This is a genomic window from Microbacterium sp. NFH-22A-Y (assembly GCF_021401375.1).
In the GTDB taxonomy this organism is placed as follows: Bacteria; Actinomycetota; Actinomycetes; order Actinomycetales; family Microbacteriaceae; genus Microbacterium; species Microbacterium hominis.
The window spans coordinates 315697-339811 of the sequence record NZ_JACBGF010000001.1; the positions used below are offsets into that span (position 1 = coordinate 315697).

The 24115-nt window shown below is 73.8% G+C and carries 22 protein-coding genes and 1 riboswitch; of the genes, 16 read left to right on the forward strand and 6 right to left on the reverse strand.

Going from position 1 to position 24115, the window contains the following annotated elements; genetic code table 11:
- Positions 1-5: 5 nt before the first annotated feature.
- The gene (locus L0965_RS01465) at positions 6-2885 is read right to left on the reverse strand and encodes an AAA family ATPase (RefSeq protein ID WP_101305404.1); all 2880 of its coding nucleotides are present in this window, start codon (positions 2883-2885) and stop codon (positions 6-8) included.
- A gap of 138 nt (positions 2886-3023) precedes the next feature.
- Here L0965_RS01465 and L0965_RS01470 point away from each other — a divergent pair, with 138 nt between their 5' ends.
- From L0965_RS01470 to L0965_RS01495, 6 genes are all read left to right on the forward strand, one after another.
- Positions 3024-4427 (forward strand): HNH endonuclease signature motif containing protein, encoded by a 1404-nt coding sequence (locus L0965_RS01470; protein ID WP_101305405.1) that lies wholly within the window; start codon positions 3024-3026, stop codon positions 4425-4427.
- Positions 4428-4491: 64 nt separating this feature from the next.
- Positions 4492-5943: an NAD(P)/FAD-dependent oxidoreductase gene (locus tag L0965_RS01475; protein ID WP_101305406.1), complete on the forward strand. Its 1452-nt coding sequence runs from the start codon at positions 4492-4494 to the stop codon at positions 5941-5943.
- 108 nt (positions 5944-6051) lie between these two features.
- A complete protein-coding gene (locus tag L0965_RS01480) occupies positions 6052-6447 on the forward strand; it encodes a hypothetical protein (RefSeq protein WP_060959272.1) in 396 nt (131 codons plus the stop codon).
- A 1-nt stretch (position 6448) separates the two neighbouring features.
- Positions 6449-6859: a phage holin family protein gene (locus tag L0965_RS01485; protein ID WP_060959273.1), complete on the forward strand. Its 411-nt coding sequence runs from the start codon at positions 6449-6451 to the stop codon at positions 6857-6859.
- Positions 6849-7121, forward strand: a complete 273-nt coding sequence (locus L0965_RS01490; protein WP_101305407.1) for a hypothetical protein — start codon at positions 6849-6851, stop codon at positions 7119-7121. Before L0965_RS01485 ends, L0965_RS01490 begins: the two co-directional genes overlap by 11 nt.
- A 232-nt stretch (positions 7122-7353) precedes the next feature.
- Positions 7354-8148 carry a uroporphyrinogen-III synthase gene (locus tag L0965_RS01495; protein ID WP_101305408.1) on the forward strand — a complete coding sequence of 265 codons (795 nt, stop codon included), beginning with the start codon at positions 7354-7356 and terminating at the stop codon, positions 8146-8148.
- Positions 8149-8181: 33 nt separating this feature from the next.
- Here L0965_RS01495 and L0965_RS01500 read toward each other — a convergent pair whose 3' ends face one another.
- Entirely contained in the window at positions 8182-9153 is a 972-nt protein-coding gene (locus L0965_RS01500; protein WP_101305409.1) for an acetylxylan esterase, read from the reverse strand.
- Between the two features lie 127 nt (positions 9154-9280).
- Between L0965_RS01500 and L0965_RS01505 the strand changes: the two genes are divergently transcribed.
- Positions 9281-9676 (forward strand): hypothetical protein, encoded by a 396-nt coding sequence (locus tag L0965_RS01505; RefSeq protein WP_082808084.1) that lies wholly within the window; start codon positions 9281-9283, stop codon positions 9674-9676.
- A 6-nt stretch (positions 9677-9682) separates the two neighbouring features.
- On the opposite strand, the gene L0965_RS01510 is transcribed toward L0965_RS01505, so the two are convergent.
- Positions 9683-10507 carry an ABC transporter permease subunit gene (locus L0965_RS01510; RefSeq protein WP_101305410.1) on the reverse strand — a complete coding sequence of 275 codons (825 nt, stop codon included), beginning with the start codon at positions 10505-10507 and terminating at the stop codon, positions 9683-9685.
- Positions 10504-11580, reverse strand: a complete 1077-nt coding sequence (locus L0965_RS01515) for an ATP-binding cassette domain-containing protein (protein WP_223848807.1) — start codon at positions 11578-11580, stop codon at positions 10504-10506. The genes L0965_RS01510 and L0965_RS01515 overlap by 4 nt, the downstream gene beginning before the upstream one ends.
- 144 nt (positions 11581-11724) lie before the next feature.
- Here L0965_RS01515 and L0965_RS01520 point away from each other — a divergent pair, with 144 nt between their 5' ends.
- Genes L0965_RS01520 through L0965_RS01540 form a run of 5 tightly spaced genes read left to right on the forward strand, consistent with a single transcriptional unit; the run spans position 11725 to position 16712 of the window.
- The gene (locus tag L0965_RS01520) at positions 11725-12792 is read left to right on the forward strand and encodes an enoyl-CoA hydratase/isomerase family protein (RefSeq protein ID WP_101305412.1); all 1068 of its coding nucleotides are present in this window, start codon (positions 11725-11727) and stop codon (positions 12790-12792) included.
- Positions 12789-13607, forward strand: coding sequence for an LssY C-terminal domain-containing protein (locus tag L0965_RS01525; protein ID WP_101307137.1), 819 nt, complete (start codon positions 12789-12791; stop codon positions 13605-13607). The genes L0965_RS01520 and L0965_RS01525 overlap by 4 nt, the downstream gene beginning before the upstream one ends.
- Entirely contained in the window at positions 13604-14140 is a 537-nt protein-coding gene (locus L0965_RS01530; RefSeq protein ID WP_060959280.1) for a hypothetical protein, read from the forward strand. The genes L0965_RS01525 and L0965_RS01530 overlap by 4 nt, the downstream gene beginning before the upstream one ends.
- A gap of 8 nt (positions 14141-14148) precedes the next feature.
- Entirely contained in the window at positions 14149-15087 is a 939-nt protein-coding gene (locus tag L0965_RS01535; RefSeq protein ID WP_101305413.1) for a nuclease-related domain-containing protein, read from the forward strand.
- A gap of 29 nt (positions 15088-15116) precedes the next feature.
- A complete protein-coding gene (locus tag L0965_RS01540; protein WP_101305414.1) occupies positions 15117-16712 on the forward strand; it encodes an SLC13 family permease in 1596 nt (531 codons plus the stop codon).
- A gap of 24 nt (positions 16713-16736) precedes the next feature.
- Here L0965_RS01540 and L0965_RS01545 read toward each other — a convergent pair whose 3' ends face one another.
- On the reverse strand, positions 16737-18143 hold the full coding sequence (locus tag L0965_RS01545) for a D-alanyl-D-alanine carboxypeptidase (protein WP_232783978.1): 1407 nt from the start codon (positions 18141-18143) through the stop codon (positions 16737-16739).
- Positions 18144-18176: 33 nt separating this feature from the next.
- A riboswitch (TPP riboswitch) is annotated at positions 18177-18286 on the forward strand.
- Here L0965_RS01545 and L0965_RS01550 point away from each other — a divergent pair.
- The 3 genes from L0965_RS01550 (at position 18280) to L0965_RS01560 (ending at position 21217) form a co-directional block, all read left to right on the forward strand.
- On the forward strand, positions 18280-18945 hold the full coding sequence (locus L0965_RS01550) for an ECF transporter S component (RefSeq protein ID WP_101305415.1): 666 nt from the start codon (positions 18280-18282) through the stop codon (positions 18943-18945). Its footprint overlaps the riboswitch before it by 7 nt.
- Before the next feature lie 80 nt (positions 18946-19025).
- Positions 19026-20435, forward strand: coding sequence for an ABC transporter ATP-binding protein (locus L0965_RS01555; protein ID WP_101307139.1), 1410 nt, complete (start codon positions 19026-19028; stop codon positions 20433-20435).
- Complete coding sequence (locus L0965_RS01560; RefSeq protein WP_101305416.1) at positions 20432-21217, forward strand: energy-coupling factor transporter transmembrane protein EcfT; 786 nt, start codon at positions 20432-20434, stop codon at positions 21215-21217. Before L0965_RS01555 ends, L0965_RS01560 begins: the two co-directional genes overlap by 4 nt.
- Before the next feature lie 15 nt (positions 21218-21232).
- On the opposite strand, the gene L0965_RS01565 is transcribed toward L0965_RS01560, so the two are convergent.
- The gene (locus L0965_RS01565; RefSeq protein WP_101305417.1) at positions 21233-22219 is read right to left on the reverse strand and encodes a sugar-binding transcriptional regulator; all 987 of its coding nucleotides are present in this window, start codon (positions 22217-22219) and stop codon (positions 21233-21235) included.
- 155 nt (positions 22220-22374) lie between these two features.
- Between L0965_RS01565 and L0965_RS01570 the strand changes: the two genes are divergently transcribed.
- The gene (locus L0965_RS01570; protein ID WP_101305418.1) at positions 22375-24093 is read left to right on the forward strand and encodes a glycerol-3-phosphate dehydrogenase/oxidase; all 1719 of its coding nucleotides are present in this window, start codon (positions 22375-22377) and stop codon (positions 24091-24093) included.
- The last annotated feature ends 22 nt before the right edge of the window (positions 24094-24115 follow it).

Consider the following 24115-nt stretch of genomic DNA (forward strand, 5'->3'; position numbering starts at 1 on the left):
CGGGGTCAGTCGAGGAAGGCGGCGAGGGCATCCACGTCCTCGCCGCCGTCCTCTGCGTCGCGCAGCGGCAGTGCCGGATCGGGATCGCCCAGCGCGGCGCGCAGCCGCGCGAAGGCGGGGTCGGTGACGTCGGCGCCGCCGCGCAGACGCACGGATGCCGCGAACGCCCGCCGCGCGGCATCCGTACGGCCGACGGCGGCGAGCCACGCCGCCGTCGCGAGCACCACGTCGGCGGCGATCGGCTGATCGTCGGCGGCGAAGGCGACCGGCAGGGTCTCGCGCAAGGCATCGCGCGCCTCGTCCGTCCGTCCGAGCAGCAGCAGCCCCTGGGCGCGGCGGGCACCCGCCCAGGCCTGCAGCTGCGGCTGCGGGTCGCCGATCGCGGCGGCGGGGATGGCCTCCAGATGGCGAAGGGTCGCCTCCGCATCCTCGGCGGCGATCGCGAGCGAGGCGGCCGTCGAGTGGTACTGGAACAGCGCACGACTGGATCCGTCGAGCTCGGCGAGGCGTCGCACCTCCTCCAGGCGCTGCTGGGCCTCGTCGAAGCGTCCGAGCCGCGCCAGGATGCCGAGGGTGAGCGAGCTCTGCTGGATGACGTCCCAGATCGAGGTGAGGCCCGCCAACCCCTCCGCCGCCGCGTCCGACACCGCGAGCGCCTCGTCGAGGCGGCCCTGCAGCACGAGCCACTCGGAGCGCAGCTGGCTCGCCAGCGCGAGGCCCCACGGATCCTGCAGGTCTTCGAACATCCGCAGGGCCCGGGCGCTCGCCGTCTCGAGGGTCGCGATGTCGCCACTGTTCTGCGCGGATGCCGCGTCGAGCACGGCCAGGAAGGCGTGCGTCCAGGGCGGCGCATCGGCGGCGGCCTCGTCGTGGGCCGAGAAGTTCCACGACCGGATGCGGCGGCCGCCGCTCTCGATGAGCGAGCGCGACGCCGCCCGCAGGAGGGCGGCGACGGCGAGGGACAGCTCGGAGGGGTGCCGGGCGGCGCCCGTCGAGATCTCGGCGGCGCGGCGGGCAAAGCGGTCCACCTCGGCGGGAGGGAGCGGATCGGCGGACGCCGCCACCGTGAAGGAGGGGATCATGAGCAGCAGCGCGTCGAGCACGACGGCCGCTTCGCTCTCGGGGACGCCGTCGGTGTGCGCGACCCGCTCGATCGCGCCGCGCAGCTCGCCGAACCGCTCACGCATGAAGAACGGCCACACGGTCGCGCGCACGAGCGACCGGCCGAGGTCGCCGAGGTCGGGGTCGGTCTGGGTGAGCCGGATCGCGGCGGACAGCGACTCGTCGTTCTCGTCGAACCAGGCGAGCCCGTCGCGCACCCCGGGACCGCGCAGCTGCTGCTCGTGCTGGGCGCCGAGCGCCGCGAGCACGCGCGCGGCGGCGATCTGCGCCTCGCGCTCGCGGCCCTCCGCGCGCAGACGCTCGCGGCCGTACTCGCGAACGGTCTCCAGCAGGCGGAACCGCCCGTGCGTGCGCGTCAGCAGGGAGCGGTCCACGAGGGCGTCGAACGCCTCGGGTCGCGTTCCGAACGCCGCGGCGACGGCGGCGGCATCCCGCACGCCGACGCCGTCCGCGAAGACGGATGCCGCCGTCAGCGCCGTCCGCTCGTCCGTGGGCAGCGGCTCCCAGCTCCAGTCGATCAGGGCGCGCAGGGTCTGGTGCCGCGGATCGGCGACGCGGGGCCCCGAGCCCAGGAGAGCGAACCGGTCGTCGAGGCCGGAGTCGATCTCCGCGAGGGTGAGCGTGCGGGCCTTCGCCGCCGCCAGCTCGAGCGCGAGCGGGAGCCCGTCGAGCCGATGGACGATGCGCGCGGTGGTCTCCGCCTCGGCGGCGTCGGGCGGCGTGCCGCGCGCGGCACGCACGCGCCGCTCGAAGAGCTCGACGGCGTCGGTGTCGGGCAGCGGTCCCAGCGCGACGAACGCCTCGCCGGGCACGCCCAGGGGCTCGCGGCTCGTGGCGAGGATCCGCGCCGCGGGCAGGGCGGCCAGCAGATCTCGCGCGACGGCCGCCGCGGCCGCGCTGACGTGCTCGCAGTTGTCGAGCACCACGAGCACGTCACGGCCGCGCAGGGCCTCGACGACGCGGTCGCGGTCGCTCTCCTCGCGACGCGGCGGGGTCTCGCCGAGCCGGATGCCGCGGCCGGCGGACGCCGCGATGGCCGCCCAGATCTCGGCCGCCGCGGCCGGGGCGAGCTCGACGAAGAGCGTGTCGGGCGTTCGGCGCGCCGTCTCCAGGGCGAGCGTGGTCTTGCCGGCGCCGCCGGGACCGATGACGGTGACGAGTCGCTCCGCGCGCAGCTGCGCCGCGATGGTCGTCAGCTCGTCGCCGCGGCCGATGAGCGGCGTCAGCGCCGCCGGCACGGCGGGCGCACGGGAGGCGGCGGGGGCGTCGGCGTCCGGTGCGGCGGCGGGTGTCGCGGCGTCCGCGGCGACGAGGCGCTCCGCGTGGGCGCGGTCTTCGAGGAGGTCGCGCAGGGCCCAGTCGAACCCGTCCGGCACCCACGGATCGCCCACCCAGAGGGCGATCGCTCGGCGTGCGAGCGCGGCCGCCGCGGCGGGGTCGCCCGCGGCCCGGGCCTCCGACACGAGATCCTGGAAGCGTGTGAGATCGATCTCGTCTCGGCCGATCGTGAGGCGGTAGCCGCCCGACACCGACGCGATCGTCGCGGCCCCGAGGGCGCGGCGCAGCCTCGAGACGAGGGACTGCAGCGCGGCGCGCGGGTCGTCGGGCGCATCCAACGACCAGAGGTCGTCGGCCAGCGCCCGCACCGACACGACGGTGCCCGCGTCGACGGCGAGACGGAAGAGAAGTCCCTCCTGCCCGCGTCCGCGCGCCGGCAGGGGGCCGGCATCCCACGCCGGACCGCCGAAGTAGGTGAGCCGCACGGCTCCACTCTAGGTCCGCACTCCCGCGTTCCTGCGTGCGGGATTCGAAGATTTGTTCTATACTGGGATGAAGAAGCCCCGCGCGTGCCCCCTTCGTGATGCGGGTCGTGTTCTCCGGCGTGTGCCGGTGGGGGAGTCATGCGCGCTGTGGTGGAGGCGCCGGGATCGCCGGGATCGGTGTGGCGGGCGTTGGCCGTGCTGGTGTCCGGCGTCGTCGATGCGCGCCGTCGTGCGGCCCGGGCGCAGGCGGCGGAGGCGCGGTTGTGCGCGGCGGCGGTCGATGTGGTCGCGGATCGGGTGGCGCTGCTGCGTCAGGAGGCGCTGCAGCAGGGACGGTCGGTGCGGTCGGGTGAGGCTGATCTGCCCTTGCGGGAAGTCGCGCTGGAGCTCGCGATGGCGCTGCGGGTGTCGGATCGGGGCGTGCAGCGACGGATGTCGGAGGCGTACCTGCTGCGGGAGCAGTTCCCGACCACGCTGGAGATCTGGGGGCAGGGGCGGATCGATGCCGGTCACGCGTGGGCGATCGGTCGCACGGGCGGGCTGCTGCGCACCGAGGCCGACCGTGCCCGATTCGAGGCCCTCGCTCTGGATGTCGCGCAGTCGGAGTCCCCGGCCCGGATGGCGGCGGCTGTGAAGGCGATCGCGGCGACGATCGATCCCGCCGCGTTCACCGAGGCCGCCCGCCGCGCGTACGACTCCCGGTCGGTGCGTCTGTTCCCCCTCGGCGACGGGATGGCGCGGTTGATCGCGGATCTTCCCGCCCCGCTCGCCCAGGCGATCCACGACAGCCTCACGACCCGTGCCCGCGGCATCCTCGACCAGCCGGCTGACGGTGATCCCGACGGCAACGGTGGTCACGACGATGCTGATGGCGGCGATGTAGGCGGCGGCGATGCGGGTGGTGAGTGTCTGCGGACCGGTCCCACCGGCGGGACGGATGCTCGCACGCTCGATCAGGTCCGCGCGGACGTGTTCAGTGACCTGCTCCTCACGAGCACCCCGTCCACGACCGCGACCGGCGCCGGCCTCGATGCCATCACCGCACGAATCCAGGTCACCGTGCCCGCGCTGACCCTCGCCGGCGACCCCGACGGAGGCCCGGCCCTGCTCGCCGGGTACGGGCCCATCGACCCGACGATGGCCCGCCGGCTGGCGGGGCTCGCACCTGGCTGGGATCGGGTGTTCATCGACCCGACCACCGGCATCCCCGTCGCCGTCGACCGGTACCGACCCAGTGCGGAAATCCGCCGTTACCTGGCTGCGAGGGATGAGCGCTGCCGCACCCCCGGCTGCACCCGCCCCGCCCACCGGTGCGACCGCGACCACACCACCGCAGCCGCAGAAGGCGGCCCCACAGCACCTGACAACCTCGCCCACCTTTGCCGCCGCCACCACACCGTGAAGCACCACACCGCCTGGCGGGTCCGACACCTCGGCGGCGGAACCCTCGAATGGACCTCACCCACCGGACGCCACTACGAGGACCACCCACCCGGACGCGTCCGATTCGTCCCGCACACCGACGACCCACCACCGTTCTGAGCACCACGCACGGGTCACGTCGTGCGCGGGCGCCCCGGCGCAGACGGGATGGGAGGATGGGGACGTGTCCGAGCGCGCCGAACCCACCCTCGCCGACCGTGCCCGCGCCACCCGCGTGGTCGTCGTCGGTGGGGGGATCGCCGGCCTGACGGCCGCGTGGGAGTGCGCGCGCATCGGGATGCCGGTCGTCCTCCTCGAAGCCGGCACCCGCGTGGGTGGAGCCATCGAGACCGCGACGCTCGACGGGATCGACATCGACCTGGCCGCCGAGGTGTTCTCGCTCTCCGCCCCCGCCCTCGCCGACCTGATCGACCAGCTCGAGCTGCGCGCCGACGTCGAGCCCGCGGCCGACGAGAGCGTCGCCGTCGCCGTCGCGGCCGGTGACGGTCTGCACGTCGTGCCGCTGCCCGCCAACCGCGCCGGCATCCCCGCCAACGTGTGGGCGCCGGCCGTGCGCCGCCTCGTGGGAAGCGCGGGCGTCTGGCGGGCCTACCTGGACCGCCTGCGGCCTCCGCTGACGATCGGCCGCGAGCGTCGCCTGGGCGCCCTCGTGCGCACACGGATGGGAGCGCGCATCCGCGACCGGCTCGTGGCCCCGCTCACGATCGGCACCTGGGGAGTCGACCCCGACGAGATCGACGTCGACCTCGCGGTGCCCGGCCTCAGCGCAGCGCTGACGCGGGCGGGTTCGCTCGGCGGCGCCGTCGACCAGCTTCTCCCGGCGCGGTCGGAGGACGGCGCCGAGCCGCCCCGGGCCCGCAGGGCCACCCTGCGCGGCGGCATGGGCCGCCTCGTCCAGGCGCTCGCCGAGCGGCTGCTCACCCTCGACGCCGACATCCGCGTCGGGCACGCGGTCACCGCGCTCTCCCGCACCGAGACGGGCTGGCTCGTCCACGTCGACGGCGGCGATGACGCCGTCGATCGGGGCGACGACGGCGTCCCTCAGCCGCTGCCCGCCGACATCGTCGTCCTCGCGGCCGGTGCGCCCGCCGCGTCGACCCTGCTCGCCCCGCTCGGCGTCACGCTCGACGCCCCCGCCCGCCCCGCCCGCGAGGTCGTCACCCTCGTGATGGATGCCGGCACCAGCGCCGCCGGCCCGGCGACCGTGTACCCGGTGCCGGGCGCGATGGCCGCGGCATCCGTCATCGACGCCGGCGCCGCCTGGCCGAGCGTGCGTGCCGCGTCCGGCCCCGCGCGGCGCGTCTTCCGCGTCACCGTCGATCCCGACCAGGGCGGCGATGACCCCTTGGCTCTCGCGGCGCGCGACCTCACGCGGCTGTGGCCGGGCATCGGCGCGATCCGGGCGAGTGCGCAGCGCACCGCGTTCCTCGCGCCGCCGTCGTCGACGCTCGGTCACGCCGAGCGTGCGGCCGCCCTGCGCGCCCGCATCGCGCCGCTCGGGCGCATCGTCGCGGTCGGGGAGGACCTGGCCGGAGGCGGCATCTCGAGCGTCGTCGCCGACACGATCGACGAGGTCGAGCGTGTCCGCCACGATGTTCTGTGGGGCCGGCCCTAGCACAGCGCGCCCCCGCGGGACAGCCCCGCACCGATCGGATGCCGGAATCGGAATATGGGGCTACCCTGGAGGAACGAAGCACCACGGGCTCGAACACGAGGAGACGCCATGAGGGGCAAGATCGGGATCGTCGTGGGACTCGCCGCAGGCTACGTACTCGGCTCCCGCGCCGGGCGTGAGCGCTACGAGCAGATCAAGGCGGCGTCCCTCAAGCTCTGGAACACCCCGCCGGTGCAGAAGCAGGTCGTCAAGGCGAAGGAGCTCGGAAAGAGCGCCGCCCTCGCCCTGCCGAGCGCGTTGTGGGACGGTGCCGTCAAGGTCACCCGCGCGGCCGGCAAGGGCTCGACCCCCGGACAGAAGCTCGATTCCGCGCTGAAGGCGGGGCGCGCGTCGGCCGACGACGTCGCCCGCGGGGCGGAGAAGACGGCGGCCGAGGTCAAGAAGGCGGCCGACAAGGCCGTCGCCGACGCGAAGAGCGAGGCCAAGAAGGTGGCGGGCGACTGAGATGGCCGCATCCCGAGGGTTCCGCGATCGCTCCGACGACAGCCTGCTGACACTCGTCGGCGAGGTCCCCGAGCTCGTCCGCAACCTCGTCGTCGCCGAGGTCGACTCGGCGAAGAACTGGGCGAAGAAGGCGGGCAAGGATGCCGGCATGGGCGGCGTCTGGTTCATCGTCGCGCTCTTCTTCCTCTTCTGGTCGCTGCCGGCACTGGCCGCGTTCGCCATCATCGGGCTGTCGTCGTGGATGCCCGCGTGGCTCGCGAGCCTCATCGTCGTGGTGATCGCCCTCGTGGGAGCGGCCGTGTTCGCCTGGCTCGGACTCCTGCGGTTCAAGCATCTGAGCCGCTCGACCAACCCCGTCGACGCCGTGAAGGTCGACGCGCGCATCGTGAAGGACGTGGCCGATGAGTTCTGACCAGCCCATTCCGCGCACCGCGGTCGCCCTCGGGATCACCGACCCGGTGGAGAGCGCCCGCGCCGAGCTCAAGGCCGCCCTCGCCGCGATCGAAGAGAAGGCGAACGTCCCGAAGCGGGTCGCGAACGCCGCCGACCGCGCGGTCGGCGACGCCCGCCGGTTCGCCCGCCGCAAGCCCGCTCCGGCGACCGCCGCCGTGCTGGGAGCCGCCGCGCTGGTGGGGCTCACGGTGTGGGGCATCGTCCGCGCCTACACCCGCTGACCCCGCGCGACGCCCGCACGCGCGCGATATTGCGTGTCGGCGAGGCGCTGTCAACCCGTGTCCGCGCGTCCCGCGCCCCGGGGTATGCTCGTGTCTCAGGCAGCGGCAATGGTGCGCAAGCTGCCGGCAACGACGACCCGAGCCGCGCAGCCTTGGCGTTCGCGCGTGCACGCCCCGTCGTTGCCGGACGCGCGAAACCGTGTGTCCCGACTGAGCATCACGAGAGTCGAGCATGATCCCTGACCCGCACGCCGCCAAGCCCCTCAAGGGGTGGCGAGTGCTCGTGCCCCGCGGTGGACCGTGGGGCGACTCCGTGGCCGCGACGTTGCGTTCCCAGGGTGCCGTGCCGGTGATCGCCCCCCTCATCAACTTCGCCCCGTCGACCGACCAGGCCACCCTCGAGACGGCCCTCGCCGCCCTCGCCGCCGGCGCGTTTGACTGGGTCACCCTCACGAGCGCGACGACGGTCGACGTCCTGTACGCGTACCGCGCCGTCATCCCGGCGACCACGCGCGTGGCCGCGGTCGGCGAGACCACGGCGGCCGCACTCAGCGCGGTCGGGTACCGCGTCGACCTGGTGCCCGACGACGACAACTCCGCCGCCGGGATGGCCGGTCAGCTCATCGATCTCGAGCCCGAGCCGCGGCACATCCTCACCCTGCGCAGCGAGATCGCCAAGCCCGTCTTGACGCGCAGGCTCACCGAGGCCGGTCACGACGTGCGCAGCGTCGTCGCCTACCGCACGGTCGGCGTGCCGGTCACCGAACGCATCGCCCACGACGTCGCGAACGGCCGCATCAACGCCATCCTCGTCAGCAGCGGCTCGGTGGCCGAGCAGGTGCGGCTGCAGTTCCCCGAGATCCCCGACACGACGGTCATCGCCGCGATCGGCCCGCGCACCGCGAAGGATGCCCGCAAGGTCGGGCTCGGCGTCAGCGCGGTCGCTCGCGAGCAGACCGTCGACGGCCTCATCGCGGCCGTCTCCAGCTTCCCCCTGCCGCACGCCAACGACGAGTTCCACCTCTGAGCGCGCGGGCGTGAGGCGCCCGGATGCCGGGCGTCAGCCGAGGAGCCTCGCGAGGAACAGCGCCTGCTCGTCCCACTGGAACGCCTGTCCGCCCTCGTGCTCGTTGAAGTCGTAGACCCGCATCTGCTTGTCGTCGCGGTCGACGTGGTTGAAGGCCGCGTAGACGGTCGACGGCGGGCAGACGGGATCGAGCAGCCCGACCGAGAACAGCGACGGCGCGCTCACGCGCCGCGCGAAGTTGACGCCGTCGAAGTAGGAGAGGGTCTCGAACACGCCGGCGCTGGCGCCGCGGTGCACCGAGAGGTAGCGCACGACCTCGTGGTACGGCTCGCGGTCGGTCATGCCGATCGCGCGCTCGAAGTGGCAGAGGAAGGGCACGTCGGGCATGACGGCGAGGAGGCCGTCGCTCAGGCCCGCGGCGGCGAGCGTGATGCCGCCGCCCTGGCTTCCGCCGGTCACCGCGATGCGGTCGGCGTCGACGATCGTCAGCGTGCGCGCGGCATCGATGAGGCGCACGGCGTCGGTGAAGACGCGACGGTAGTAGTAGTCGTCGGGTGACTCGATGCCGCGGGTCATGAACCCGTTCGTCGACGGGCCCGTGCCGTGCGGATCGGGCGTCGCACCGGGGGAGCCCCACGTCGAGCCCTGGCCGCGGGTGTCCATGAACAGGTGCGCGTAGCCGGACGAGGCCCAGCCCAGCCGCTCCGTCGGAAGCCCCCGGCCGCCGCCGTAGCCGTTGAACTCGATGACCGTGGGCAGCGGCCCGGCCTCGGCGCGAGGAACGCGCAGCCAGGCCTTGACCGGCTCGCCTCCGTAACCGGGGAAGGTCACATCGAACACGTCGATGGTCGTCAGCACCGTCTCGACCGGCTCCAGCGTCACCTCGCCGCCCGCGGCCCGGGCGCCGGCGAGCGTCCGCGACCAGAAGTCGCCGAAGTCCGCGGGCTCGCGCACGTCGGGGCGGTAGGTCTCGAGGGCGTCGGGATCGAGGTCGAATCGTGGCATAGCGGGCTCCGTGCTGGCGGTCGGACGGGGCGTCTGCTCCGCCGAATCCTCACGATATCGCCTGGCGAGACCGGATCGTTGCCGTGCTGTGAGCATCCGCACATGGCGGCGCTGGCAGACTGATGGCATGGTGACCCTGCTGCTGGACGCGACGCAGCTCGAGGTCGTGCTGTCGGGCGTCGAACGCGCTCTGTCACGGCGATCGGAGAGCGTCCGCGTCGACCGTTCGCACATCCTGAGGGTGCAGCTGACCGACGACGCCTGGACCTGGCTGCGCGGCGTGCCCGCCCCCGGCACCCTCGTGCGCGGGACGGTCGCCATGGGCACCTGGCGTTCGGCGAGCGGGTGCGACTTCGTCGTGGTCCGCCGGCGCCGGCCCGCCGTCGTCGTCGACCTGGCGCCGGATGCCGAGTTCGAGCGGCTCGTGCTGACCACGCGCCACGGCCTCGCCCTCGTGCAGGCGTTGCGCCTGGACGGCGACGACGCCCCGGTCGACGTCGCCGAGATCGCCGACCGCGCCTGAGACGACTCAGGCGACGTCGCGCCGCCAGCTGACGAGATACCCGAGCCCGAGCAGGACGACGGCGTAGGCCAGCAGGATCAGTCCGCCGCCCCACCAGGTCAGCGTCGAGCCGGCGGCGCCGCCGATGCTCGTGTAGATGCTCGCGCCGACCAGCGCGTCGGAGGCGGCTCCCGGCAGGGCGGTCGTGACCGACGAGAGGCCGTCGACGAAGCCCGCCACCGTCCGCAGGATCGGCTCGACGAACTGCGTGAACGCCAGCACCCCGACGACGGCGGCGACCTGGTTGCGCACCAGCGTGCCCACGCCGATCCCGATCAGCGCCCAGAGGACGAACGCCACGACCATCCGCGCGATCATCGCCCAGGTCTCCCCCTCCCCGAGGCGGGTGTCGACGCCGACGAGCGCGAGCGCCCCCGCGCCGATGCCGACGGCCGCCAGGAGGGCCACCACGGCGTACAGCAGCCCCATGAGCACGCCCGCGATCACCTTGCCGCCGAGTGCGACGCCGCGCCGCGGCGTGGCGAGGAAGGTGGGGGTGAGGGTCTTGTGGCGGAACTCGTTGGTGACCAGCAGGGTGCCGATCAGCAACGGGAAGACGTACCCGACCGAGGTGGCCAGGCTGTACACGAGCGGCGGGACGACGTCCGCGGGAAGGGCGGGCGTGTTCGTGGCGCTCGTGTCGAGCGCGCCCGTCGCGAGCGCACCGAAGGTGGCGGCGAGCCCACCGGCGGTCACGCCGACGTAGGCGAGCAGGACGGCGGCGAGGATCCACCACATCGCGGTGGTGAACTGCTTCGTCATCTCCGACCGCGTCGCGTTCACGATGCTCATCGGTGCGCCCCTTCCTCGTCGTGGCCCGGATCGTCGGAGACGTCCCCCTCGATCGGATCGTCCTCGACGGCGTGCACGTACTCCGTGTCGTCGACGGCCGGCTCCTCCCACGACTCGGCGTCGGCAGCGGGGGCGGCGGCGACGGGAGGAGCGGACACCGGAGCGGACGCCGGCGTGGATACCGCCGCGACGTCCGGTCGCGGGGCGTGCACGCGCGTGCCGTTGACGAGATCGAGGAACACCTCTTCCAGTGCAGGTCCGCGGCGGTGCAGCGCCGACAGGGCGACCCCGGCGGCGGCCGCGACGGCCCCGAGCTCGACGGGCTCGCGGCCGCGCACCGTGAAGCCGGTCCGCAGCGGCGCGTACGCGATGCCCGCGGCATCCAGGGCGCCCGCGAGCGCGGCGCGGTCCGGCGCATCGATCACCGTCGCCACGTCGTCGGGGTCGGTCAGGCCCGCGACGTCGCCCTCGTAGACCAGGCGCCCGTGGGAGATGATCAGCAGCGCCGTCACCGTCTGCTGCACCTCGGCGAGCATGTGCGAGGAGACCAGCACGGTGCGGCCCTCGGCGGCGAGCTGGGCGAGGAAGCCGCGGAGCCACTTGATGCCCTCGGGGTCGAGGCCGTTGGCGGGCTCGTCCAGCACCAGCACCCCCGGGTCGCCCAGCAGCGTGGCGGCGAGGCCGAGTCGCTGGCGCATGCCGAGCGAGAAGCCGCCGACCTTGCGTCCGGCCGCGTCGGCGAGACCCACGAGACCCAGCACCTCGTCCACGCGCGAGGCGGGGATGCCCGCCGCCTGCGCCGACACCGTCAGATGCCCGGCGGCACTGCGGCCGGGGTGGAAGCTCGACGCCTCCAGGGCGGCGCCGACCGTCTGCAGCGGGTGACGCAGCTCCGCGTAGCGGGTGCCGCCGATGGTGGCGCTTCCCGAGGTGGCGCGGACCAGGCCGAGCAGGATCCGCAGCGACGTCGTCTTGCCGGCGCCGTTCGGTCCGAGGAAACCGGTGACGCGTCCGGGCTCGACACGCGCCGAGAAGGAGTCGACCGCGCGGATCGCCCCGAATGTCTTCGTCACGTCACGGAACTCGAGGAGGTGTCCTTCGGGCATCGTCGTCCTCTCCTGGAGGCACGCGCAGTCACGTGCCTCTTCCATCCTGCCCGATGCGCGCCCCGACGCCCGCGGAGGCGCGACGCCGACCGCGCGGGTAACGTTGCCAGCGTGAGTGACGCCGCCGAACCCACCGTGCTGGTCCGCACCGACCGCGGGGTGGGACACGTGACCCTCAACCGGCCGCGCGCCATCAACGCGCTCGATCTCGGCATGATCCAGGCGCTCTCCGCCGCGCTGGACCGCTGGCAGGACGACGCCGACATCGATCTCGTCCTGCTCGACGGGGCCGGCGAGCGCGGGCTCTGTGCGGGCGGCGACGTGCGCGGCCTGCGCGAGCAGATCCTGGCCGGGGCGGTCGCGGCCACGGCGGACTTCTTCCGGGCCGAGTACGCGCTCAACGCCCGCATCGCGGAGTACCGCAAGCCGATCGTCGTCGTCGCGGACGGCGTCACGATGGGCGGCGGCATCGGACTGGCCGGGCATGCCGCCGTGCGCGTCGTGACGGAGAGGTCGCGGCTGGCCATGCCCGAGACGCGCATCGGCTTCACCCCCGACGTCGGCGGGTCGTGGCTCCTCGCCCGCGCGCCGGGTCGCCTCGGCGAGTACCTCGCGCTGACGGGCGAGGCGATGGATGCCGCCGACGCCCTCTACGCCGGCTTCGCCGACGCGCTCGTGCCGAGCGAGCGGATCGGCGATCTGCGCGCCGCGCTCGCCGACCGCGCCGATCCGGGCACCCCGGCCGAGATCGTGCTGCTGTTCGACGAGACCCCCGGGCCGTCGCGGCTCGAGGCGGCGCGCGGGTGGATCGACGAGGCGTTCTCCGCTCCCCGCGTGGCGGAGATCATCGAACGGCTGCGCCGCCGCCCCGAGCCCGAGGCGGGGGCGACCGCCGACCTGCTCGAGGCGTCGTCGCCGACGGCGCTGACGGTGACCCTCGCCGCCGTCCGCGCGGCGCGGACGCTCCCCGACCTCCGGGCGGCCCTCGCGCAGGAGTACGGGCTCGTCCTCTGGTTCGCGCAGACCCAGCCGGATCTTCCGGAGGGCATCCGGGCGCAGCTGGTCGACAAGGACCGCGATCCGCGGTGGCACCCTGCCGCGCTCGCCGACGTCGACGAAGACCTCGCCGCGCGCGCCCTGGCCTCGCAGCCGCCCGCGCCCCTGTGGGCGGTCCCGTGAGCCGCAGCCGTGCGCAGCGACGCTGGTCGATCGGGGTCGCGATCGACCAGTTCTTCTTCGTCTTCGCGGGACTGGCCGCGATCTGGCTGGCCTACCTCGGCTTCACCGAGAGCCTCACGATCGGGTGGTGGGGCATCGTCGGGTTCATCCTCTTTTGGGTGCTGCTCGCCTACCTGGTCCTCCCGCGCCTGCACCGCATCCTGACGACCGTCTACGTCCCCGACTACTTCATCGGCCGCGCCCGCACGAGCGACGGCCTGCTCGGCGACCCCGTCAACCTCGCCTTCCTCGGCGACGGCGAGCAGATCGAGCAGGCGATGCGCGCGGCGGGCTGGACGAAGGCCGACCCCGTGACGCTGCGGTCGTCGTGGCGCATCGTGACCTCCACGCTCGCGCGCCGCAGCTACCACGAGGCCCCGGTCAGCCCTCTCTTCCTGTTCGGCCGCCAGCAGGACTTCGCCTATCAGCAGGAGGTCGACGGCAACCCCGCCCAGCGTCACCACGTGCGCTTCTGGAAGTGTCCCGACGGATGGCTGCTGCCCGGCGGGCGCCGCGTCGACTGGCTCGCGGCCGGCACCTTCGACACCTCCGTCGGGCTGTCGCTGTTCACGCTGCAGGTGACGCACCGCATCGACGCCGACACCGACGTCGAGCGCGACCACATCGTCGCCACCCTGCGCGCGGGGGAGCCGGCCGTGCACGTCGACCTCATCGCCGACTTCTCGACGGGCTACCACGCCCGCAACGGCGGCGGCGACAGCATCCGCACCGACGGCGACCTGCCCGTCGTCGACGTGCGGGCGGTGACGGCATGAGCGCGGCGGAGGGCGGCCGTCGGCAGCGCCACGAGAAGCGCCCCTCGTACGAGCCCGTCACCCGACTGCTCCAGCCCGTCGCCCACGACCCCGGCATGCGGCGGCCGGCGACCACCGTCGCGGGGGCGGGGCTCGTGCTGCTGAGCGCCCTGGTGGGGATCGTGTCGATGATCGATCTGGCCGTGCACTGGCGTGCCTACGCGGGCGAGCTGGAGCTCGATCTGGACGGGATCGAGGTGACGCCCGACGTGCTCGATGCCTCGCTCCTGCTCGTGCTCGCGGTGTTCGCGATCGGGGCGGCGATCCAGCTCGCGTGCGTGCTGCTGCTCTACCGCGGGAGCAACCTCGCCCGGGTCGCGGTCATGACCGTCGCCACCCTCTCCATCTCGGCCGCCTTCGCGAGCTGGTGGGTGCGCGACCAGGAGATCACGCTCTTCTCGACGCTGCCCGCCCTCGCGCTGGACATCCTGGTTCTGCTCGCCCTGTCCAGCCGCAGCGCCGCCGCCTACGCACGTCGCAACGAGAAGCGCTGAGGGATCCCGTGTTCGACAGTCCGCTCTCCGCGTCCGCCTACGAGGTGCTCGGCGTCGCGCCGGACGTCGCCGAAGACGAGCTGCGCCGGGCGTATCGGCTGCGGCTGCGCCAGACCCACCCCGACACGGGCGGCGATGCGGCGCAGTTCGTGCAGGTGCAGCGGGCCTGGGAGCTCGTCGGCAGCGCCGAGGCGCGGGCGGCGTACGACCGCGGGCACGGCTTCGGCGGGGTCGAGGTCGCCGCCTACGGCCCCGACGCCGCGGCGGACGGCGGGTGGCGGCCGCCGGCCCGCCCGGCCGACACGAGGCCGCGGGCCCGATCGTTCGGACAGCCCGGCGGCTGGCGCCGCGAGCGCTACCTCGACCTGATCCGGGAGTGGGCGGGGCGGGGCACGGCCCTCGCCGACCCCTACGACCCGGCACTCGTGCGGGCGGCGCCCCGCGAGCTCAAACGCCTCCTCGCCGACGCCCTCGCCGAGGAGGCGACCGCGCGCATCGTCGGCGAGCTCGGTATGGGCTACACGGTGTGGCACGACGTCGCCGCCGACCCCCGCGACCCGTCGCTGAAGCTGGACCACATCGTCCTCGGCCCCAGCGGCCTCTACGCCCTGCTCAGCGAGGACTTCGGGGGTCCCGTGCGTCTGCGCCGCGGCGAGCTGATCGGCGACGGCGTGGGCGCGCCGATCGCCGACCTCGTGGCGGGGGTGCGGGCGCTCGCCCGCGCGGCCCGCGTGCGGTTCAGCGGCGCGATCGTGGTGCTCCCCGACGACGACGTCGTCACCGCGATCGAGGAGATCGGCAAGGTGCGCGGACTGCCCGTGGCGGTCGTGGCCCGCTCGGCGCTGTCGACCGTGCTGCGGCGCGGCCTCACCGGCGCACGCGACATCGGCGGAAACGAGCTGTTCGACGTCCGCACCCGCCTGCAGCAGACGGTGCGGTTCGTCTGAGGCCGCGGCGTCGCGTCTAGGGTGAGGGCATGGACCCCGCCGCCTGGACCTTCCTGATCCTCGCTCTCGCGGTCGTGGCCTTCGTCAGCGGTCGCGTGCCGCTCGCCCTCGTGTCGCTGGGGGTCGCCCTGGCGCTGTGGGCGACCGGGGTGCTGACGCTGGGCGAGGCGTTCGCGGGCTTCGGCGATCCCACCGTGCTGTTCATCGCGTCGCTGTTCGTGGTGAGCGAAGCACTGGATGCCACGGGTGTCACGGCCTGGCTGGGACAGCAGGTCGTCACGCGCGCGGGCCGTGGACGCGGACGGCTGACGGCGATCATCGGCCTGCTGGCGGCGGTGCTGACCGCCTTCATCTCGATCAACGGCGCCGTCGCGGCGCTGCTGCCGGTCGTGGTGGTCGTCGCAGTGCGCGCCGGCATCGTCCCCTCCAAGCTGCTGATCCCGCTCGCGTTCGCCGCGAGCGCGGGGTCGCTGCTGACCCTCACCGGAACGCCCGTCAACATCGTCGTCAGCGAGGCGGCGGCCGCCGCCGGCGGTCGGGAGTTCGGCTTCTTCGAGTTCGCGCTCGCCGGCATCCCGCTCGTCCTGCTGACCGTCGCGGTCGTCGCGCTCGGCGGCGGCCGGCTGTTGCCGGAGCGGACGGCGGAGCGGCTGGGCGAGGTGGCGCCGGACCCGCGGGAGCACGCGCAGGCGCTCCGCGCGAGCTACGACGTCGACCTCGACACCGGGTTGCTGTTCAGCGCACGCGAGGGCGTCGCCGAAGTGCTGGTCGCGCCGCGATCGCGACTGATCGGACGTACGGTGTCGGCGGGCATGACGACCCGCGGCGAGGACCTCGTGATCCTCGCCGTCCGCCGCGGTGACGACGAGGGCCCCAACGCGTCGCGGGGCACGGGAGTGGCCGGCGCGCTCGTGCTCCAGGCCGGCGACGCCCTGCTCGTGCAGGGACCCTGGGCCGCGCTGACCCGCTACGCCCAGTCGCCGGACGTGATCGCGGTGACCCCGCCCCAGGATCTGCAGCGTGCCGTGCCGCTCGGCCGCGGCGCCAAGCGCGCGATCGGCGTCCTCGGCGCGATGGTCGTGCTCCTCGCGACGGGGCTCGTGCCGGCGGTGGTCGCCGGACTGCTCGCGGCGGGAGCCCTCGTGCTGCTGCGGGTGCTGACGGTGCCGCAGACCTACCGCGCGATCTCGTGGACGACCGTCATCCTCATCGCGGGGATGATCCCGCTGTCGTCGGCGTTCATCACGACGGGGGCGGCGGACATCGTCGCCGACGCCGTGCTGGGCGTCATCGGCTCGGGCTCGCCGCAGCTCGCCCTACTGGTGCTGTGCGTGCTGACGATGGTGCTGGGTCAGTTCATCTCGAACGTCGCCACGGTGCTCGTCGTGCTCCCGATCGCGGTCGCCATCGCCCAGACGCTCGGCGCCAGCGTGCAGCCGTTCATGATGGCGCTGACGGTGGCCGGCGCCGCCGCGTTCCTCACGCCCGTGGCGACTCCGGCCAACCTGATGGTGATGCAGCCGGGCGGCTACCGGTTCGGCGACTACGGCAAGCTCGGCCTGCCGCTGATGGCGGTGTACCTCCTCGTCGCCGTGGTGTACGTGCCGCTGATCTGGCCGTTCTAGCGCCACCGCGTCGCGGCCCGCGGCTCAGTCGGCCAGACCCCACAGCTGCAGCGGGTGGGTCAGACGCCACCACGCGTCCGGATCGGGGATGTCGGCGGTGAGGTGCACGCCGACGGTCGCCGCGTCCAGCGGTCCCGTCACCCGCACCTCGCCGACGGCCGCGTCGACGGTGCGCGCCGCGCCCAGATCGAGGTCCGTCGTCACGGTGGACGCCGCGCCGTTCCACAGGATCACCGCCGCGTCGGCATCCGTCACAATGTTCGCCGTCGCCCCCCACGCGGTCGAGACGACGCCCGCGAGGGTGCCGGCCGGCAGGGTGCGCGGCGCGGCGACCTCGGCGGCCACGTCGGCCAGCAGGCGCGCCGTCTCCTGGTCGCGGGCCTCGTCGGACGACTGGCCGAGCGCGGTCGCGTAGACGCGCACGGTCACCGCGCCGACGGTGACGTCCTTCGCCGCCAGCAGGTTGTAGAACCCCGCCAGGCTGCCGGTCTTGAGACCGACCACGGCCGGGTCGGCGAGCAGGTCGTTGGTGTTGGTGACCTCGCCGGCCCCGGGAAGCTCGACCGTCCGGGTGCGGACGATCTCCGCCACGACCGGGTGGGCCAGCGCGATCCGCGCGAGCGCGATGAGCGCGGCCGGATCGGCGGCGTTCGCGGGGTCGATCCCGGTGGGCTCGGCCAGGGTGATCCCGGGCAGTCCGTGGCGGTCGAGCCACGCGCGCGCGGCGGCCGAGAAGACCTCGTCGGTCGGCCAGATCGTGCCGGCGAGGCGATCGGTGTAGTTGCCGGCCGAGCCGATGAGGATGCCCTGGAGCATCTGATACTCCGTGAGCGAGCCGCCGACGGGCACGTCGAGGGCGGACTCGTCGTTGGCCAGATAGTCGTAGTAGGTCGAGCGGTCGCGCGAGGTGAACGCGAACTCCCGCCCCTGCTCCCCGACGTTCAGCGGCATCTCGTCCAGGATCATCAGCACCGTCACGAGCTTCGAGATGCTCGCCATCGAGACCGCCGCATCGCTCGAGGCGGCCACCGCGTCGATGCCCCCGACCCCGACGGCGCCGGCCCCCTCCGTCGGCCACGCCACGGCGGTCGCCGGCGAGCCGGGACCGTCCGGGTCGATCGCGCGCACCGTCGGCGTGACGGCCCAGAGCGGCCAGAGCAGGGTCGCCGCGGCGTACGCGCCCGCGACGGCGATGGTGGTGAGGATCGGCGCGATCACCCCCGCCCGCAGGGGCGATCGGCGCGGCCGCCTCGTGAGCAGGTCGGGTGCGGGCGCGGTGTTCGCGACGGCGAGTGTCCCCGTCACGGTCGTGTCGTCGAGCCAGCCGAGCGCCTGACGTCCGTCGCGGCCCCGCACGATGACGATGTCGGTCGGTGCGGTGGACTCGCGCAGCGCGCGTCGCGACGGCGGGGGCGCGTCGTCCGAGGTCACCCGCCCAACGTACCCGGTCGCCGCTATACTCGAGCGCACAACCACGGGAGTCCGGTGAGCCGGGCTGAGAGGAAGCGATCCACGCTTCGACCGTCGAACCTGATCCGGATCATGCCGGCGCAGGGAGGAGAGAAACATGCACGCGTCTGCGTCCCCGTCCACCGTCTCGTCGGATGCCGCGGCATCCCGTTCCGCCGCGCGCACCGGCCGCCTGCGCTGGCGCGTCGTCGACATCGTCGTCGCCAGCGTCATCGGTGTGGCCGCCGGTGTCGTCTTCTGGCTGTGGGGCCAGGCGTGGACGCCGCTGAGCAGCATCCTCGCGTTCGCACCGGGGCTGGAGGGGCTGCTCTCCGGCGGGTGGCTGTTCGCCGGTGTGCTCGGTGGTCTCATCATCCGCAAGCCCGGCGCCGCGCTGTACACCGAGGTCGTCGCCGCGGTGGTGTCGATGGCCGTCGGCACGCAGTGGGGCTTCCTCACGCTGGTCTGGGGCGTCGTGCAGGGCATCGGCGCCGAGCTCGGGTTCGCGCTGTTCGCGTACGCGAACTACCGTCTGATCGCGGCGCTCACCTCGGGCGCCCTCGCCGGCCTCGCCGTGGCCCTTCTCGACACCAACTTCTCCTCGATCGCCGCCTACGAGTTCGGGCCGCGAGTGATCTACTTCGGTGCCGCCGTCGTCTCCGGCATCCTCGTCGCGGGTCTGGTGTCGTGGCTCATCGCCCGTGCCCTGGCCGCCACGGGCGCGCTGGACCGGTTCGCGGCGGGTCGAGAGGCACGTATCGCGGACGCGCCCGACGCGGCGTGAGCCCGGCCTCGCTCGCGGCGCCCGCGGCGGTCAGCGCACGAGGGTGGGGCTGGCGTCACGCCGGCCGTCGGCGCTGGGCCGTGTCGGAGCTCAACCTCGACATCGAGCCGGGCCAGCACGTCCTGCTCCTCGGCGCGAGCGGCTCGGGCAAGTCGACGCTGCTGCGCGGGCTGGCCGGCGTGCTGGGCGATGCGGAGGACGGTGAGGATGCCGGTGCGCTCCTGATCGACGGCCACGCGCCCGCCGCGGTGCGCGGACGGGCGGGCCTGGTGCTCCAGGATCCCGATGCGCAGGTCGTGCTCGCCCGGGTGGGCGACGACGTCGCCTTCGCGTGCGAGAACCTCGGCGTCCCCGCCGACGAGATCTGGCGGCGGGTCGACGAGGCCGTCCGCGCCGTCGGCCTCGACGTGCCGCGCGACCACCCGACCGCCGCCCTCTCCGGCGGACAGAAGCAGCGGCTCGCGCTCGCCGGCGCCCTCGCGATGCGGCCCGGACTGCTGCTGCTGGACGAGCCGACGGCGAACCTCGACCCGGCCGGGGCCGTCGCCGTGCGCGACGCGGTCGTCGAGGCGGCGTCGCGGACGGGCGCCACGCTCGTCGTCGTGGAGCACCGCGTCGCGCTGTGGGCCGAGCACATCGACCGCGTCGTGGTGCTCGGATCCGACGGCGGGGTGCTCGCGGACGGGAGCGCCGAGCGCGTCTTCGGCGCGCACGGCGCGGCCCTGACCGAGGCGGGCGTCTGGGTGCCGGACGTCCCCGTCGTGATCGACCCCCGGCCGCGCACGGGCACGGGGGAGGTCCTGCTGAGCGCCGACGCCGTCGCGGTGGGCCGGCGCCCGTTCGGCGAGCGGATGCCGCGGATCGTCGCGGCCGGCATCGACGCCCGGCTGCGGGCCGGGCGGGCCCTGGCGATCACCGGGGCGAACGGGGCCGGGAAGTCGACGTTCGCGATGACCCTCGCGGGGCTCGTGCCCCCGGCATCCGGGACCGTGCGCGCGAGCGCCTCGCTCGCGGCCGGCACGGGGCGCGGCGACGCGCCCGTGCGCTGGCGCGCCCGCGATCTGCTGACCCGCATCGGCACGGTGTTCCAGGAGCCCGAGCATCAGCTGCTGACCACGCGTGTGCGCGACGAGCTGGCGGTGGGCCCCCGCGCCCTCGGGCTCTCCGCGTCCGAGGTCGCCGCGCGCGTGGAGCCGCTGCTCGAACGGCTGCGGCTGACCCGTCTCGCCGAGGTGAACCCGTTCACGCTCTCCGGCGGCGAGAAGCGGCGGCTCACGGTGGCCGCGACCCTCGCGAGCAGACCCCGCGTGCTGCTGCTGGACGAGCCCACCTACGGACAGGACGCCCGCACGTGGCGCGAGCTCGCCGACCTCGTCGACGAGCTGAGGGCGGCCGGCTCGGCGATCGCGTTCGTCTCCCACGACCCCGCGCTCGTGTCCGCGCTCGCCGACGAGACCCTGACCGTCGCCCGCCTCGGGAGCGGCGCATGAGCCTGTTCTCGCTCGACGTGGCGCGCAGTCCCCTGGGGCGCATCAACCCGGTGACCAAGCTCGCCGCCACCCTCGTGGTGACCATGACGCTGCTGCTGTCGATCGACCCGGTCTCGGCGGGCGTCACCCTCGCGGCGACCCTCGCGCTGCTGCCGCTGGCGCGGTTGCGGGCGCGGCAGCTGCTGCTGCGGCTGTGGCCCATCGCCGCGGCGGCGGCCATCGGCGCGGCGGCGACCGTGCTGTACGGCCGCGTGTCGGGTCAGGTGTACCTCGAGTGGGGGCTCGTGCGCATCAGCGACGGCTCGATCGCGCTGTCGCTGGCGATCCTGCTGCGCGTCCTCGCGATCGCGGTGCCGAGCGTCGTGCTGTTCGCCACGACCGATCCGACCGACCTCGCCGACGGGCTCGCCCAGATCGTACGCCTGCCGCCGCGGTTCGTGCTGGGGGCGCTCGCGGGCCTGCGGATGGTCGGCCTCCTGATCGACGACTGGCGAGAGCTGTCGATGGCCCGTCGCGCCCGCGGCGTCGCCGATGACGGCCGCATCCGCCGCTTCCTGAGCCAGGCCTTCGCCCTGTTCGTCCTCGCCGTGCGCCGCGGCACCAAGCTCGCGACGGCCATGGAGGCCCGCGGGTTCGGCGCCGACACGGCCCGCACGTGGGCGCGCCCGTCGCGGATGTCGGGAGCCGACGCCGTCCTGCTGCTGATCGCCGTGGCGATCGCCGCGGCATCCGTCACCGCGGCCGTGCTCGCGGGGACCTGGGTCTTCGTCTTCAGCCTCTAGCCCGTCGCTGCGGAGTCAGCCGCGGCCCGCGGTGTGCGGCAGCTCCACGATGCGGCGGGCGAGCGCCTCCTCCACGACGAGCTCCGTGATCAGGCCCGCCGCGAGCGCCCCGCGCAGCGCATCGAGCTTCGACAGGCTCGACACGGCGCACAGGCGGCGCGGGATGCGGCGGATCACGTCGAACCCGGGACCGCTCGAGCGGTCGTTGAGCTCGATCCCCGAGGTCGATCCGTCCAGGCGGTAGAAGACCGTCGCGCAGTCGCCGACCACCCCGTCGCGCAGGAGCATCCGCAGATCCTCGCCCGTGAGGTAGCCGCCCGCATAGACGTGCGAGGGCACGTCGGCCTGCGGTGAGCCGAGGCCGAAGACGAACACCTGCACCCGCGCCTGCGCCTCGACGACGCGACGGATCGCGCGCTCCCGCCAGAGCAGCTGCTTGGTGTGGGGGTCGTCGAACAGCGCCGGCACCGAGAACTGCTGCACGTCGCTGCCGAACGCCTGGCCGAACCGCTCCAGGATGGCGCCGGAGTAGCTGATGCCCGACGTCGACTCGTTGGCCGCGCCGTTCATCTGCACGATCTGGGACTCCTGCAGCCGCTTGGTGGGGAGGTGGCGGGCGATCGCCGAGACGGTGGCGCCCCACGCGATGCCGATGCTCGTCTGCGGGTCGAGGGTGGTCGACAGCACGTGCGCCGCCGTGCGTGCGGTGCGCTCGAGGCGCTCGGCGTCGGTCGAGCGGGGCGGGGTGCTGACGACGTGGACGGAGATGCCGAAGCGCTCGCCGAGGCGGCGGGCGACCACGCTGTTGGCCTCCTGGGGCGAGTGCACCGTGATCTCCACGAGCCCGATCTCGCGCGCGTGCGCGAGCAGGCGCGACACCGACGATCGCGACAGCTTCATCTCCGCGGCGATCTGCTCCATCGTCCGGTCCTGCACGTAGTAGAGCTGCGCCGCGTGGAGGGCGTCGCGCGCCCGCGCCTCGGGATCGATCTCGCCGGTCACGTGTCCTCCTCGTCGTGCACATCCGTGCACAGCACGCCTCGCGGTGCACGTATGTTCACGTGCGTTGCGCGTTCGTTCACCCAGGTCTCAGTGTAGATCGCGACCACCGTGAAAAACACGCGGCGAGACCACGCGAAGCCGCGGAAGGAAGAGCGATGACCGAGTCGATGGCGACCACCCGTCCGAACATCCAGGCGCTGCGAGAGCGCCCCCACGCCGAGGTCCTCATCATCGGAGGCGGGATCAACGGCATCGCGACGTTCCGCGACCTCGCCCTCCAGGGCGTCGACGTCGCGCTCGTCGAACGCGACGACTACGTCAGCGGCGCATCGTCCGCCTCCAGCCACATGGTGCACGGCGGGGTGCGCTACCTGGAGAACGGCGAGTTCCGCCTCGTGCGCGAGTCGGTCACCGAGCGCAACCGTCTCGTGCGCAACGCCCCGCACTTCGTGCGTCCGCTTCCCACCACCATCCCGATCCACCGCACGATCTCCGGCATCCTGACGGCGCCCTTCCGGCTGCTCGTCACCCACGGCCGCGGCAAGCCGCGCGAGCGCGGGGCGCTGCTGATCAAGCTCGGCCTGGTGATGTACGACACCTTCTCCCGCGACGGGGGCGCGGTGCCGCGTCACCGCTTCCACGGGCGCCGGCGCTCCCGCGAGCTCTTCCCCGACCTCGACGACCGCTTCCGCTACACCGCGACCTACTACGACGCCTCGATGCACGACCCCGAGCGGCTCGCGCTCGACGTGCTGCGCGACGGCACCCGCGAGGAATCGGCACGGGCGGCGAACTACGCCCCCGTCGTCGGCGCGGACGGCTCGGCGGTGATCATCCGCGACGCCCTCACCGGCGACGAGTTCCCGTTCACGGCCGACGTCATCGTCAACACCAGCGGACCCTGGACCGACATCACCAACAGCGCGCTGGGCGCCCCCACCCGCTTCATGGGCGGGACGAAGGGCTCGCACATCGTGCTCGACAACCCGGCGCTGCTGGAAGCCACGCGCGGCAACGAGATCTTCTTCGAGGCCGCCGACGGCCGCATCGTGCTGATCTACCCGCTCAAGGGCCGCGTCATGGTCGGCACGACCGACATCGATGCGGACCCCGCCCAGCCCACCGTCTGCACCGACGAGGAGATCGAGTACTTCTTCGACCTCATCGGCCAGGTGTTCCCCCGGATCGCGGTGGACCGGTCGCAGATCGTGTACACCTTCTCCGGCATCCGTCCCCTGCCCCGCCACGACGACGTCGCACCGGGCTTCGTCTCGCGCGACTACCGCATCGAGCTGTCGCGTCTCGGCGCCGTGCCGGTGCTCAGCCTCGTCGGCGGCAAGTGGACCACGTTCCGGGCCCTCGCCGAGCACCTGTCCGACGACGTGATGACGGCCCTCGGCCGCACGCGCCGCATCTCGACGCTCGACCTGCCGATCGGCGGGGGAGCGGGCTACCCGCGCACCGAGGCGGATCGGGCGCGCTGGCTCGACGCGCACCGCGGAGCGCACACGAGCGCCTTCGCCGACCGGATGCTGGAGCGCTACGGCACGTACGCCTCCGAGGTGCTCGGCACGCTCCCGGTCGCGCAGCGCCCCCTCGAACACGCACCCGGCTACTCCGCCGAGGAGATCGCCTTCCTCGCCGGCCGCGAAGAGGTCGTGAGCCTCATCGACCTCCTGCTGCGCCGCACCCACATCGCCTTCGTCGGCGGGGTGGGCGTGGAGACCCTCACCGAGGTCGCGGAGGCGGCCGCCCCGGCCCTCGGCTGGGACGGCGAGGCCGTGCGGGCGCAGGTCGACGAGGCGGCCCGCGTGCTGCAGGAGCGCCATCGCATCGACGTCCGCACGTCCCACCTCGCCCCCTCGGGTCGGTGAGGATCCGACCGCCCAGCCCCGG